Annotated in this window: 12 protein-coding genes; 4 read left to right on the top strand and 8 right to left on the bottom strand. The window is 60.4% G+C overall.

Going from position 1 to position 14220, the window contains the following annotated elements:
• Window positions 1-109 precede the first annotated feature (109 nt).
• The 5 genes from fkpB to murJ form a co-directional block, all read right to left on the bottom strand.
• Complete coding sequence (fkpB, locus tag QCBJ_RS21190) at window positions 110-547, bottom strand: FKBP-type peptidyl-prolyl cis-trans isomerase (protein WP_173390393.1); 438 nt, start codon at window positions 545-547, stop codon at window positions 110-112.
• Between the two features lie 7 nt (window positions 548-554).
• Window positions 555-1067 carry a signal peptidase II gene (lspA, locus tag QCBJ_RS21185; protein WP_012722140.1) on the bottom strand — a complete coding sequence of 171 codons (513 nt, stop codon included), beginning with the start codon at window positions 1065-1067 and terminating at the stop codon, window positions 555-557.
• Window positions 1060-3891 carry an isoleucine--tRNA ligase gene (gene ileS / locus QCBJ_RS21180; RefSeq protein ID WP_093542245.1) on the bottom strand — a complete coding sequence of 944 codons (2832 nt, stop codon included), beginning with the start codon at window positions 3889-3891 and terminating at the stop codon, window positions 1060-1062. The genes lspA and ileS overlap by 8 nt, the downstream gene beginning before the upstream one ends.
• 14 nt (window positions 3892-3905) lie before the next feature.
• On the bottom strand, window positions 3906-4844 hold the full coding sequence (gene ribF, locus QCBJ_RS21175) for a bifunctional riboflavin kinase/FAD synthetase (RefSeq protein WP_010213269.1): 939 nt from the start codon (window positions 4842-4844) through the stop codon (window positions 3906-3908).
• 119 nt (window positions 4845-4963) lie between these two features.
• Window positions 4964-6502: a murein biosynthesis integral membrane protein MurJ gene (gene murJ / locus QCBJ_RS21170; protein ID WP_102061561.1), complete on the bottom strand. Its 1539-nt coding sequence runs from the start codon at window positions 6500-6502 to the stop codon at window positions 4964-4966.
• Window positions 6503-6755: 253 nt separating this feature from the next.
• Here murJ and rpsT point away from each other — a divergent pair, with 253 nt between their 5' ends.
• Window positions 6756-7034 carry a 30S ribosomal protein S20 gene (gene rpsT, locus QCBJ_RS21165; RefSeq protein ID WP_003188401.1) on the top strand — a complete coding sequence of 93 codons (279 nt, stop codon included), beginning with the start codon at window positions 6756-6758 and terminating at the stop codon, window positions 7032-7034.
• A 238-nt stretch (window positions 7035-7272) separates the two neighbouring features.
• On the opposite strand, the gene QCBJ_RS21160 is transcribed toward rpsT, so the two are convergent.
• Entirely contained in the window at window positions 7273-7758 is a 486-nt protein-coding gene (locus QCBJ_RS21160; protein ID WP_012722137.1) for a peptidylprolyl isomerase, read from the bottom strand.
• Here QCBJ_RS21160 and QCBJ_RS21155 point away from each other — a divergent pair.
• The 3 genes from QCBJ_RS21155 to QCBJ_RS21145 all read left to right on the top strand — a co-directional run bounded on the left by QCBJ_RS21155 (window position 7757) and on the right by QCBJ_RS21145 (window position 11126).
• Window positions 7757-8047, top strand: coding sequence for a DUF3565 domain-containing protein (locus QCBJ_RS21155; RefSeq protein ID WP_102061560.1), 291 nt, complete (start codon window positions 7757-7759; stop codon window positions 8045-8047). The two genes, QCBJ_RS21160 and QCBJ_RS21155, sit on opposite strands and share 2 nt — an antisense overlap.
• Window positions 8048-8126: 79 nt before the next feature.
• A complete protein-coding gene (gene pta / locus QCBJ_RS21150; protein WP_012722135.1) occupies window positions 8127-10226 on the top strand; it encodes a phosphate acetyltransferase in 2100 nt (699 codons plus the stop codon).
• Window positions 10227-11126, top strand: a complete 900-nt coding sequence (locus tag QCBJ_RS21145; RefSeq protein ID WP_102061559.1) for an acyltransferase — start codon at window positions 10227-10229, stop codon at window positions 11124-11126.
• Between the two features lie 174 nt (window positions 11127-11300).
• Here the strand turns inward: QCBJ_RS21145 and cysN are convergent, their stop codons facing one another.
• Both cysN and cysD read right to left on the bottom strand, forming a co-directional pair.
• Window positions 11301-13199 (bottom strand): sulfate adenylyltransferase subunit CysN, encoded by a 1899-nt coding sequence (cysN, locus tag QCBJ_RS21140; protein WP_102061558.1) that lies wholly within the window; start codon window positions 13197-13199, stop codon window positions 11301-11303.
• A 9-nt stretch (window positions 13200-13208) separates the two neighbouring features.
• Complete coding sequence (gene cysD / locus QCBJ_RS21135) at window positions 13209-14126, bottom strand: sulfate adenylyltransferase subunit CysD (RefSeq protein WP_012722132.1); 918 nt, start codon at window positions 14124-14126, stop codon at window positions 13209-13211.
• Window positions 14127-14220 lie beyond the last annotated feature (94 nt).

The raw sequence follows: 14220 nt of genomic DNA, 5'->3' as shown, positions 1-14220 counted from the left end.
TGGGAGGGGGCTTGCCCCCGATGGCGGTGGGTCAGTCACAGATGCACTGACTGACACCCAGCTATCGGGGGGCAAGCCCCCTCCCACATTTTCTGAACTGCGTCGTTGATCAGATCGCTTTAACGTCGATGATTTCAACGTCGAACGTCAAGGTTTTACCGGCCAACGGGTGGTTGAAGTCGATGGTCACTTGCGCGTCATCGAAGGTTTTCACCACACCGGGCAGCTCGGTATTCGCCGCATCGTTGAAGATCACCAGCAGGCCTTCCGACAAGTCCATGTCCTGGAACTGCGAACGCGGGATGATCTGCACGTTTTGCGGGTTGGGCTGGCCAAAGGCGTTTTCCGGCAGGATCTGCAAGGTGCGCTTGTCGCCCGCCTTGAAGCCGAACAGGGCCGCTTCGAAACCCGGCAGCAGGTTGCCATCACCGACCTTGAAGGTCGCCGGGGCTTTGTCGAACGTGCTGTCGACCGTGTCGCCATTCTCAAGGCGCAATGCAAAATGCAAAGTGACTTCCGTGTTCTGGCCGATACGTTGCTCAGCCAATACCTGATCAGTCATTGACGGTCTCTCCGGTTTTCTTGCTTTTGAACATATCCAACGCCAGCATGATTGCACCGACGGTGATGGCGCTGTCGGCAAAGTTGAACGCCGGGAAGTAATGGCGGTTCTGCCAATGCACCAGAATGAAGTCGATCACATGGCCCAAGGCAATGCGGTCGTACAGGTTGCCCAGCGCGCCGCCGAGCACCAGTGCCAGGGCAACGGCCAGCCAAGTGTCATCGCGACCAAGGCGCTTGAGCCACACCACCAGCACCGCACTGACCACCAAGGCAATCACAGCGAACAACCAGCGCTGCCAGCCACCGCCGTCAGCCAAAAAGCTGAAAGCGGCGCCGGTGTTGTAGGCCAGGGTCCAGCTGAAGTAATCCGGGATCACCACGATTTGCTGGAACATCTCCAGGGAACCCTCGAAATGAGCCTTGCTGACCTGGTCGATGACCAGGACCAGCACGCTCAGTACGAGCAGGCCCAAACGTCCGAAACGGCTGGAAGCGTTAGGCATAGTGACGAACCTCACCAGCACCCGAGATGTTGTCGACACAACGACCACAGATTTCCGGATGCTCAGGGTTCACGCCGACATCTTCGCGGCAGTGCCAGCAACGGGCGCACTTAGGGAAGGCCGACTTGACCACTTTGAGCTTGAGGCCCGGCACTTCGGTCGCCACCGCATCCGCCGGGGCCTGGGCAAAGGGTGCCAGGCTCGCGGTGGAGGTGATCAGCACGAAGCGCAGCTCGTTGCTCAGCTTGGCCAGGTCGGCAGTCAGGCCTTCCTCGGCGAACAGGGTGACTTCGGCTTGCAGGTTGCCACCGACGGCCTTGGCCGCACGCTGTACTTCCAGCTCCTTGTTCACCGCGACTTTGACAGCCATCACGCCTTCCCAGTACTCGCGGCCCAGCTCGAAGTCGGCCGGCAGTTCGGTCAGGCCTTCGTACCAGGTGTTGAGCATCACCGACTCGTTACGCTCGCCCGGCAGGTATTCCCACAGTTCGTCGGCGGTGAAGGCCAGGATCGGCGCGATCCAGCGCACCAGCGCTTCGGAGATGTGGTACAGCGCGGTCTGCGCCGAACGGCGCGCCTTGCTGTTGGCGCCGGTGGTGTACTGGCGGTCCTTGATGATGTCGAGGTAGAAGCCACCCAGCTCCTGCACGCAGAAGTTGTGGATCTTCGAGTACACGTTCCAGAAACGGTATTCGCCGTAGTTTTCCTGCAACTCACGCTGCAGCAACAGGGTACGGTCCACGGCCCAACGGTCCAGGGCGAGCATGTCCTCGGCCGGCAGGATGTCGGTGGCCGGGTTGAAACCGGTCAGGTTCGACAGCAGGAAGCGTGCGGTATTACGGATACGACGGTAGGCATCGGCGCTACGAGCAAGGATCTGGTCGGACACGGCGATTTCGCCCGAGTAATCGGTCGAGGCGACCCACAGACGCATGATGTCGGCGCCCAGGGTGTCGTTGATCTTTTTCGGCTCGATCACGTTCTTCAGCGACTTGGACATCTTGCGGCCCGTCTCGTCGACGGTGAAGCCGTGGGTCAGCAGTTCGCGGTACGGCGCGTGGTTGTCGATGGCGCAACCGGTCAGCAGCGACGAGTGGAACCAGCCACGGTGTTGGTCGGAGCCTTCCAGGTACAGGTCGGCACGCGGGCCGGTTTCGTGACCCATCGGGTGCGAGCCGCGCAGCACGTGCCAATGAGTGGTACCCGAGTCGAACCATACGTCGAGGGTGTCGCTGATCTTGTCGTACTGCGGCGCTTCATCGCCCAGCAGCTCGGCAGCGTCCATTTTGAACCAGGCTTCGATGCCTTCCAGTTCAACGCGCTGGGCCACTTCTTCCATCAGCTCAACGGTACGTGGATGCAACTCGCCGCTTTCCTTGTTCAGGAAGAACGGGATCGGCACGCCCCAGTTACGCTGGCGGGAGATGCACCAGTCCGGACGGTTGGCGATCATCGAGTGCAGGCGCGCCTGGCCCCAGGCCGGGACAAACTGGGTGTCTTCGATGGCCTTGAGCGAGCGTACACGCAGGGTGTCGCCACTGGTCGGTTCTTTGTCCATGCCGATAAACCACTGCGCGGTGGCGCGATAGATCAGCGGGGTCTTGTGACGCCAGCAGTGCATGTAGCTGTGCTTGATGGTTTCGGTGTGCAACAGCGAACCGACTTCCGACAACTTGTCGATGATCGAATCATTGGCCTTGAAGATGAATTGGCCACCGAAGAATTCCAGCGACGGTGCGTACACACCATTGCTCTGCACCGGGTTCAGGATGTCATCGTTGACCATGCCGTAGGCTTTGCAGGTCACGAAGTCGTCCACGCCATAAGCTGGCGCGGAGTGAACGATACCGGTGCCGGCGCCCAGTTCAACGTAGTCCGCCAGGTACACCGGCGACAGACGGTCATAGAACGGGTGACGGAAGTTGACCAGTTCCAGCGCGGAGCCGGTGGTGGTCGCAATCACCGAACCTTGCAATTCATAGCGAGCCAGGCAGGCCTCGACCATTTCCTCGGCCAGCACCAGCAGGCGATCACCGACGTCCACCAGGGCGTAGGTGAATTCCGGGTGCACGTTCAGCGCTTGGTTGGCCGGGATGGTCCACGGGGTGGTGGTCCAGATCACGATGGCCGCCGGCTTGCTCAAGCTTGCCAGGCCAAAGGCCTCGGCCAGCTTGGCGTCGTCGGCAACCGGGAAGGCCACGTCGATGGTCGAGGACTTCTTGTCTTCGTACTCGACTTCCGCTTCGGCCAGGGCCGAACCGCAGTCGAAGCACCAGTTCACGGGCTTTAGGCCCTTGAACACAAAACCGCCTTTGACGATTTCGGCCAAGGCACGGATTTCACCGGCCTCGTTCTTGAAGTTCATGGTCTTGTAGGGGTTATCCCACTCGCCCAACACGCCGAGGCGGATGAATTCGGACTTCTGCCCTTCGATCTGCTCAGTGGCGTAGGCGCGGCACAGCTCGCGGGTTTTATCCGCGCCCAGGTTCTTGCCGTAGGTCACTTCGACTTTGTGTTCGATCGGCAGGCCGTGGCAGTCCCAACCCGGAACATACGGCGCGTCGAAGCCCGACAGGGTCTTCGAGCGCAGGATCATGTCCTTGAGAATCTTGTTCAGCGCATGACCGATGTGAATCGTGCCGTTGGCATAAGGAGGGCCGTCGTGCAGGACGAATTTCGGACGATCCTTGCCAATCTCGCGCAACTTTCCGTACAGGCCAATACTGTCCCAGCGCTGCAGGATCTGCGGTTCGCGCTGTGGCAGGCCGGCCTTCATTGGGAAGGCGGTGTCCGGAAGGTTTAGCGTGGCTTTATAGTCGGTCATTTAAGGCTCTTCGGTTAGCGATGGGCGCTAGGTGCGGCTAGTGCACGGGCGGCGGCGACATCCGCATTGATCGCCGTTTTCAACGCCTCAAGGGAGGCGAAACGCTGCTCTTCACGCAGCTTCTGGTGGAAAACCACCGTCAAACGCCGGTCATACAGATCACCGGCAAAATCCAACAGATGCACTTCCAGGTGGGCCTTGCCATCACCTGCAACCGTGGGCCTGACGCCTATATTGGCGACTCCCGGCCACGATTGGCCGTCGATGTCGACGCTCACCAGGTAAACCCCGGTCAGCGGCACACGGCGGCGCTTGAGTTGCACGTTGGCGGTTGGCGTGCCCAATTGGCGCGCCAGCTTCTGGCCGTGCAGGACCCGTCCGGCAATGCGGAACGGGCGGCCGAGCAACCGCTCGGCCAAGGCGAAGTCGGCAGCGGCCAGGGCGTTACGCACCTGGGTACTGCTCACGCGCAGGCCGTCCAGTTCGACGGTTTGCGCGGCTTCGACGGTAAACCCCTGGTTCACGCCGGCATGCTGCAGGAAATCGAAATCCCCGACGCGGTCGCAACCAAAGCGGAAGTCGTCACCGACCTCCAAATGCTGCACACCCAGGCCATCGACGAGGATGCGGTCGACGAACTCGGCAGCGCTCAGGCTTTGCAAACGCTGGTTAAAAGCCAGGCAGAGAACGCGGTCTACACCCTCTTCAGCCAGCAGTTGCAGCTTGTCTCTGAGACGTGCGAGCCGGGCCGGCGCTGTCTCGGGCGTGAAGTATTCCCGCGGCTGCGGTTCGAAAATCACCACGCAGCTGGGCACGCCCAACTCGACCGCACGCTCGCGCAGCCTGGCCAGGATAGCCTGGTGGCCACGGTGAACACCGTCAAAGTTGCCAATAGTGGCGACGCAGCCCCGATGCTCGGGGCGCAGGTTGTGGAGACCTCGAACCAGCTGCATAACGCGCTTCTTGCTCATAAAGTGGTCGATTATAACCACACCCGGCCTCGGACGACAGGCAACAGCACAGGCCAAATGGATCGAATCGATAAAACAACGGTTTTATCGCGGCAAACTCTCTAGCTCAGTGACTTGCGATTGAAATCGCGCAGGCGGAAGCCTTGCAGCAGCAACATCCCGAAGTACACCACCACACCGGCGACTACCAGCACGCCAAGGCGCAGGAAGCGCTCCAGCATATGGCCTTCGTCCCAGGCGGGCATGAAATGCATCAGGCCAAGCAACACTGCCGACATCGCGCCCACCGCCACCAACAGCTTGAGGGTGAACATCCCCCAGCCTGGCTGAGGCTGGAACATGTGCTGTTTGCGCAGTTGGTAGAACAACAGCCCGGCGTTGATGCACGCACCGGCACTGATGGCCAGGGCCAGGCCGGCGTGGGCCAAAGGACCGATAAACACCAGGTTGAGCAGTTGCGTGACGATCAGCGTGAAAATCGCGATTTTGACCGGCGTACGGATGTTTTGCTGGGCATAGAAGCCGGGGGCCAGCACTTTGATCACGATAATGCCGAGCAGACCGACGGAATAAGCGACCAGCGCGTGCTGCGTCATCAAGGCGTCATGGGCATCGAATTGGCCGTATTGGAACAGCGACACGGTCAACGGCTCGGCCAGGATCCCAAGCGCCAGCGCACACGGCAGCACCAGTACAAAACATAGGCGCAGGCCCCAATCGAGGATGCGTGAGTATTCCTGACGGTCTTTGCTGGCATAGGTGCGCGCCAGGGTCGGCAGCAGGATCGTGCCCAGTGCCACGCCAAGCACGCCGGACGGCAACTCCATCAGGCGGTCGGCGTAGTACATCCATGACACCGAGCCTGACACCAGCAGCGAAGCGAACGCCGTGTTAATGATCAGCGAAATCTGGCTGACCGACACGCCGAGGATCGCCGGCAGCATATTGCGCATGACACGCCACACGCCGGTGTCCTTGAGATTCAGGCGCGGCAGTACAAGCATGCCGATCTTTTTTAGATGTGGCAGTTGGTAGAGCAATTGCGCCAGGCCGCCAGCCAGTACGGCCCAGCCCAGCGCCATTACCGGCGGATCGAAATACGGCGTAAGGAACAGCGCGAAGATGATCATGCTGACGTTCAGCAGCGTCGGCACAAACGCCGGCACCGAGAAACGGTTCCAGGTATTGAGGATCGCCCCGGCCAGGGATGACAAGGAGATCAGCAATATATAAGGAAAGGTCACGCGCAACAGATCAGTGGTCAGTGCGAATTTTTCCGGCGTATTGGCAAAACCGGGGGCCGTGGCCCAGATCACCCAGGGCGCGGCGAGCATGCCGAGGACGGTCACCAGCATCAGCACCAGGGTCAGCAGGCCCGAGACGTAGGCAATAAACGTGCGGGTCGCCTCCTCGCCCTGCTGGGTCTTGTATTCGGCCAGGATCGGCACGAATGCCTGGGAAAACGCGCCTTCGGCGAAGATCCGCCGCAGCAGGTTGGGCAATTTAAATGCAATAAAGAAGGCATCCGTGGCCATGCTGGCGCCAAAAATGCGCGCCAGCAGGGTGTCACGCACAAACCCCAAAACCCGGGAGATCATCGTGATAGAGCTGACGGCAGCCAACGATTTGAGCAGATTCATTGAAAGAGTTTGCGCCTATAGATAAAGAGCAGGCGAACTAAGCGCCTACTTATGCGATACTGCGCGCCTGCAACAGCACAGAGCCAAAGCTCGCGAGTTTACAGGTCAAGCGCCGGAAATAAATCACCCGCCTCTTCAGATCGACCACTCAGCAGTTCGCATCAGCCGCTCTTGACAACCCATCAAGTCATCGGCATGATTCGCGGCCTATTTTGTTTGCTATTTCCTAAAAAGTCTTTCGAGGAGCTCGACGGTGGCCAACACACCTTCCGCCAAAAAACGTGCAAAACAGGCTGAGAAGCGTCGCAGCCACAACGCCAGCCTGCGTTCCATGGTTCGTACCTACATCAAGAATGTAGTTAAAGCCATCGACACCAAAGACGCTGAAAAAGCCCAAGCTGCTTACGTTCTGGCAGTGCCGGTTATCGACCGTATGGCCGATAAAGGCATCATCCACAAGAACAAGGCCGCTCGCCATAAGAGCCGCCTGAATGGCCACATCAAGGCTCTGAGCGTTCCTGCTGCAGCCTAAGTGGTAACAACTGCCGCGCAGCCCAGGTTGTGCAACAGTTAAGAAATGCCCCGTACCGAAAGGTCCGGGGCATTTTTGTTGTGGGAGGGGGCTTGCCCCCGATGACGGTGGGTCAGTAAAGGATGTACTGACTGACACACTGCAATCGGGGGCAAGCCCCCTCCCACATTTTTTCAAGCGCAAAAAAAACGCCCCGAACCAGTCGGGGCGTTTTTGTTACCTATTGATCAAACCGCGATCAATGGTGATGACCGCCTTCGCCGTGCACGTGGCCGTGAGCCACTTCTTCCTGGGAAGCGTCGCGGATGGCAACGATCTTCACTTGGAAGTTCAGGCGCTGGCCAGCCAGCGGGTGGTTGCCGTCAACGGTCACGTCATCGCCGTCCAGGTCGCGGATGGTGACGATCTGCATTTGGCCGTCCGGCGCGGAGGCGTGGAACTGCATGCCGACTTCCAGCTCGTCAACGCCTTCAAACATGCTGCGGCTCAGGGTGCTGACCAGTTCGGCCGAGTACTCGCCATAGGCATCTTCAGGTTCTACGGCCACAGTCAGCTCATCACCCACTTGTTTGCCTTCCAGCGCCTTCTCCAGGCCTGGGATGATGTTACCTGCGCCTTGCAGGTAGACCAGCGGCGCGCCGCCGGCGGAGCTGTCGATGACCTCACCAGCGTCGTTGGTCAGGGTATAGTCGATGGAGACAGCCTTGTTAGCGGCGATCGTCATGGGGCGAGACCTTTTGCATAAGAATGAAGAACGGACAAGTCTAAACAAGGATTTGCCCGAAAGCGAACAGAACCCGGACGGACGGGACCGATCAACGGCCTCCTTCATCCTCGGATTCCGCCAGGACGCCGACCAGCACTGGGTCGCCGAGCTGTCCTGCGGCCACACCCAGCATCTACGCCACCAGCCACCCTGGCAGGCACGCGCCTGGGTGCTCGACCCCGTGCAACGCCTTGAAAAAATAGGCCTACCCTTTGCCTGCGGCTGGTGTGCGCAAGCGCGCGAATAACGATAACCTTGGCGCCTGATTCCCGGTAGATGTTCAAACATAGAACCTCACCGAAGCCATGCACCTTCAGAGAATTCGCATGCAAACTTTTTTTATCGCGCCCACCGATTTTGGTGTGGGTCTGACCTCCATCAGCCTTGGGCTGGTGCGCACCCTTGAACGGGCCGGGCTGAAAGTCGGTTTCTTCAAGCCGATTGCCCAGCCGCATCCCGGCGATACCGGCCCTGAGCGTTCCACCGAACTGGTGGCGCGCACCCACGGCCTCAAGCCGCCTCAGCCCCTGGGCCTGGCTCACGTAGAGCGCATGCTCGGCGACGGCCAACTCGACGAACTGCTCGAAGAAATCATCACGCTGTACCAGCAAGCCGCGGTGGGTAAGGACGTGCTGATCGTCGAAGGCATGGTGCCCACGCGCAACGCCAGCTATGCGGCGCGGGTCAACCTGCACCTGGCCAAGAGCCTGGATGCGGAAGTGATCCTGGTGTCCGCCCCGGAAAACGAAGTGCTCACCGAACTGTCCGGCCGCGTGGAATTGCAGGCACAACTGTTCGGCGGCCCAAAGGACCCGAAAGTACTCGGTGTGATTCTTAACAAGGTGCGCACCGAAGAAAGCATGGAAGCCTTCTCGGCACGCCTCAAAGAGCATTCGCCGCTGTTGCGCAGCGGCGACTTCCGCCTGCTCGGCTGCATTCCCTACCAGCCGGAACTCAATGCACCGCGCACCCGCGATGTGGCCGACCTGATGGGCGCCCAGATTCTCAACGCTGGCGACTACGAAACCCGGCGCATGACCAAAATCATCATCTGCGCCCGCACCATGCGTAATACCGTGGAGTTGCTCAAGCCTGGCGTGCTGGTGGTGACGCCCGGCGACCGCGACGACATCATCCTCGCCGTCAGCCTGGCCGCGATCAACGGCGTGCCCCTGGCCGGCTTGCTACTGACCAGCGACACCCTGCCCGACCCGCGCATCATGGACCTGTGTCGCGGCGCGTTCCAGGCCGGGCTGCCGGTGCTGTCGGTGAGCACCGGCTCCTACGACACCGCTAACCAGCTCAACAGCCTCAACAAAGAAATCCCGATTGATGACCGCGAGCGCGCGGAGATCATCACTGACTTCGTCGCCAGCCACCTCGATGCCCGCTGGCTGCACCAACGCTGCGGCACGCCACGGGAAATGCGCCTGTCACCCGCGGTGTTCCGCTACCAGCTGATCCAACGCGCCCAGGCGGCCAACAAACGTATCGTATTGCCCGAAGGCAGCGAGCCGCTGACCGTGCAAGCCGCCGCCATCTGCCAGGCGCGGGGCATTGCCCGTTGCGTGCTGCTGGCCAAGCCTGCGGACGTGGAAGCGGTCGCCCGCGCCCAGGGTATCGAACTGCCCGAAGGCCTGGAGATCCTCGACCCGGACCTGATTCGCCAGCGTTACGTCGAGCCGATGGTCGCCTTGCGCAAGAGCAAGAGCCTCAACGCGCCGATGGCCGAGCAGCAATTGGAAGACACCGTGGTGATCGCCACCATGATGCTCGCCCTGGATGAAGTGGATGGCCTGGTCTCCGGCGTCATTCACTCCACCGCCAACACCATCCGCCCTGCCCTGCAGTTGATCAAGACCGCTCCCGGCTGCACGCTGGTATCGTCGGTGTTCTTCATGCTGTTCCCCGAGCAGGTGCTGGTGTACGGCGATTGCGTGATGAACCCACACCCGAGCGCCGCCGAACTGGCGGAAATCGCCCTGCAAAGCGCCGACTCGGCGGCCGCGTTCGGCATCACTCCGCGCGTGGCAATGATCAGCTACTCCAGCGGCGATTCGGCCAGCGGCGAGGAAGTGGAAAAAGTCCGCGAAGCCACCCTGCTCGCCCACGAACAACAAAGCTCGCTGCTGATCGACGGCCCGCTGCAATACGACGCCGCCGCCAACGAGACGGTCGCCCGGCAACTGGCGCCCAACAGCCTGGTGGCGGGCAAGGCCACGGTGTTTGTGTTCCCCGACCTGAACACTGGCAACACCACCCACAAGGCCGTGCAGCGCAGCGCCGATTGCGTGAGCCTGGGGCCAATGCTCCAGGGCCTACGCAAACCGGTCAACGACCTACCGCGTGGCGCCCAGGTGGATGACATCGTGTACACCATCGCACTGACTGCGATCCAAGCCGCCAACCGACCTATGGATATCTAAATGCTGGATTTTCTACCTGCCGCCGTGCGCGGGGTGATTGCTTCGCTGTTGCTGGCGCTGAATACGATCCTGCTCTGTTCGTTCCTGTTTATCGTGGCGCTGTTCAAGGCGCTGCCGTTCGCCAAGCGCTTCAGCGAATGGCTGATGAACCACACCCATGAGGCGTGGGTGACCAACAACAAGGGCTGGATGAACCTGATACGCCGCACCCGCTGGCACCTGACCGGGCTTGAAGGACTGGACTATCAGCACTCGTACCTGGTGACCAGCAACCACCAAAGCTGGGTCGACATCATGGTGCTGCAATACGTGCTGAACCGCCGGATTCGCCCGTTGAAATTTTTCCTCAAGCAGGAGCTGATCTGGGTGCCGGTGATTGGCCTGGCGTGGTGGGCGCTGGGCTTCCCTTTTATGAAGCGCTATACCAAGGCTTACCTGGAAAAGCACCCGGAGAAGAAAGGCAAAGACCTGGAAACTACCCGCAAGACCTGTGCGAAGTTTCGCGACAACCCTGTGGGTATCTTCAACTTTGCTGAAGGCACCCGGTTTACACCGGGCAAACACGCCCAGCAGAATTCGCCGTTTCGCTACCTGCTCAAGCCTAAGGCTGGCGGTATAGCGTTTGTGCTGGATGCCATGGGTGAGCAATTGAAGTCACTGGTGAACGTGACCATCCACTACCCGGCCGGGCGTCCAGGGTATTGGGATTTGCTGTGTGGCAATGTGAAGGACGTGGTGGTGCAGTTCGAAGAGGTGCAGATTCCGGCCGAGTTTATCGGCAAGAATTATGAGCAGGATGGGGAGTATCGGTTGGCGTTCCAGGGGTGGATCAACAAGCTATGGGAAGACAAGGATCACTTGCTGGAGAAACTGCACACAGAATTCCCAGGCAAACGATGATCACCCTGTGGGAGGGGGCTTGCTCCCGATGGCGGCGTGTCAGCCAGTACAGCTGTTACTGATACACCGCTATCGGGAGCAAGCCCCCTCCCACACTTGACCGAGCCCGATCTCCAGCATGTAAAAAGCCCGCCACCGATCACTCGGTGGCGGGCTTTTTTGTGGCCGCGAGGTTTAGATCGCGCCGCGCTGACGCAACAGCTCCAGCACTTGCTTGACACTCTCTTCCAACGACAGGGCCTGGGTGTCGATCACCAGGTCGGCATTCAACGGCACGTCGTACGGGAAGGATTCGCCAGGGATGTTATCCCCACCAGCGGCGTACAAGCCTTGCGGGTCACGCTCGGCGCACACCAGCGGCGATGCTTGCACGTAGACCGTCAGCAGACGTTCGCCGCCGATCAGCGCCTTGGCCTGTTCACGACCTTCGGCATCCGGTGCCACAAACGCAGCCAGGGTCAGCAGGCCCGCTTCGTTGAACTGGCGCGCCACGTGAGCGGCACGACGCCAGTTCTCGGTACGCCCGGCACGGTCCTGCGGCAAGCCCTTGTTCAGGTCATGACGCAGGTTCTGGCCATCCAGCACGAACACCGCGCGGCCCATGTCGAACAGCTTACGCTCGACCGCGTAGGCCAAGGTGCTCTTGCCCGCGCCGGACAGGCCGCTGAACAACACGGTGGCCGGTTGCTGACCGAAGCGCAGGGCGCGCTCTTCGGTGGCCACGTGGGCCAACTTGCCGTGCTGCGCCGAGCTGCCGTGAGTGACCGGCGGCGCGATGATCATGCCCGCAGCCACAGTGCCATTAGTCAGACGGTCGATGACAATGAACGCGCCCGTGGTGCGGTTACTGTCATAGCCGTCCAGGGCGATGGCCGCGTCGAGGCTGACCTTGACCCGGCCGATCTCGTTCAACTGCAGCGAACTCGCCGGACCTTCGGCCAGGGTGTTCACATCCACACGGTGCACGATGCTGGTGATGGAACCCGGCACGTAGCTGGTGGCGCGTTTGATGTCGTATTTCTTGCCCGGCAGCATCGGTTCTTCGGCCATCCACACCAGCATGGCGTCGAAGGCGTCGGTCACTTGCGGCACATTGTCGGCATGCACCAGCAGATCGCCACGGGAGATGTCGATCTCGTCTTCCATGGTCAGGGTCACGGCCTGGCCGGGGCCTGCGTGCTCCAACTCACCTTCAAAGGTGACGATGGATTTGACGCGGCTGCTCTTGCCCGACGGCAGCACCACGACTTCGTCGCCCTTATGCACGATGCCGCTGGCCAGGGTGCCGGCAAAACCACGGAAGTTCAGGTTCGGACGGTTGACGTACTGCACAGGGAAACGCAGGTCGGTGTAGTTGCGGTCGTTGGCGATCTCGACGGTTTCCAGGATCTCCATCAGCGACTGCCCGGTGTACCAGGGCGAACGCTCGCTCTTGTTCACCACGTTGTCGCCCTTGAGCGCCGACATCGGCACGAACGCCAGGGTGCTCGGCTTGAAGGCGATACCGTCGGCGAACTTCAGGTAATCGGCCTTGATCTGCTCGAATACGCTTTGGTCGAAGCCATTGATGTCCATCTTGTTGACGGCCACCACGATGTGTTTGATGCCCAGCAACGAGGCGATAAAGCTGTGGCGACGGGTCTGGGTCTGCACACCGTAGCGGGCGTCGATCAGGATGATCGCCAGGTCACAGGTGGACGCACCGGTGGCCATGTTGCGGGTGTACTGCTCATGGCCGGGGGTGTCGGCGATGATGAATTTGCGCTTGGCGGTGGAGAAGTAGCGGTAGGCGACATCGATGGTGATGCCTTGCTCACGCTCGGCCTGAAGCCCGTCGACCAGCAAGGCCAGGTCGATATCGTCACCGGTGGTACCGGATTTTTTCGAATCGCGGGTGATGGCTTCCAGGTGATCTTCGTAGATCATCTTGGAGTCGTGCAGCAGGCGCCCGATCAGGGTGCTCTTGCCGTCGTCGACGTTGCCACAGGTCAGGAAGCGCAACATTTCCTTGCGCTCGTGCTGGCCCAGGTAGGCGAGGATGTCCTCGCTGATCAAATCAGATTGATGCGACATGACAGCCCCTTAGAAATAGCCTTGACGTTTTTTATCTTCCATTGAGCCGGCGCCATCGTGGTCGATGACACGGCCCTGGCGCTCGGAAGTTCGCGTCAGGAGCATTTCCTGAATGATGTCCGTCAGCGTCTCGGCTTCGGACTCCACCGCGCCCGTCAACGGGTAGCAGCCAAGGGTACGGAAACGGACTTTCTTTTTGACGATACGGGCTTTGTCTTCGTCGGACAGGTGCTCGAGGATGCGGTCGTCGTCGATCATGATCAACGTACCGTTCTTCTCAATCACGTCGCGTTCGGCGGCGAAGTACAGCGGTACGATCGGGATGCCTTCCAGGTAGATGTACTGCCAGATGTCCAGCTCGGTCCAGTTGGACAGCGGGAACACGCGGATGGACTCACCCTTGTTGACGTTGCCGTTGTAGACGTTCCACAGCTCGGGGCGCTGGTTTTTCGGGTCCCAGCGGTGCTTGCTGTCGCGGAACGAGTACACGCGCTCTTTGGCGCGGGATTTCTCTTCATCGCGACGGGCACCGCCAAAGGCTGCGTCGAAACCATGTTTGTCCAGGGCCTGCTTAAGGCCTTCGGTCTTCATGATATCGGTGTGCTTGGCGCTGCCGTGGGTGAACGGGTTAATGCCCTGCGCCACGCCGTCCGGGTTGACGTGGGTAATCAGGTCCAGGCCCAGCTCTTCGACCATTTTGTCGCGGAACGTGTACATCTCCTGGAATTTCCAGCGGGTGTCGACGTGCATCACTGGGAACGGCAATTTGCCCGGGAAAAAGGCCTTGCGCGCCAGGTGCAGCATCACGGCGGAGTCTTTACCGATCGAGTAGAGCATCACCGGGTTATCGAACTCGGCGGCGACCTCGCGGATGATGTGGATGCTTTCCGCCTCCAGCTGTTTCAGATGCGTCAGTTTGTCGACCATGGTTACTCACGGAAAAACGATCTTATGGACGGCCAGCGGGCCGTGTTCGAGCGGGGCATGCTAGCACAGCACCTGCTTCTATTCAGGGCGCCAG

This window comes from Pseudomonas sp. QC2, from assembly GCF_002859085.1.
GTDB lineage: Bacteria > Pseudomonadota > Gammaproteobacteria > Pseudomonadales > Pseudomonadaceae > Aquipseudomonas > Aquipseudomonas petroselini.
This window is presented reverse-complemented; position numbering and strand designations above follow the sequence as displayed.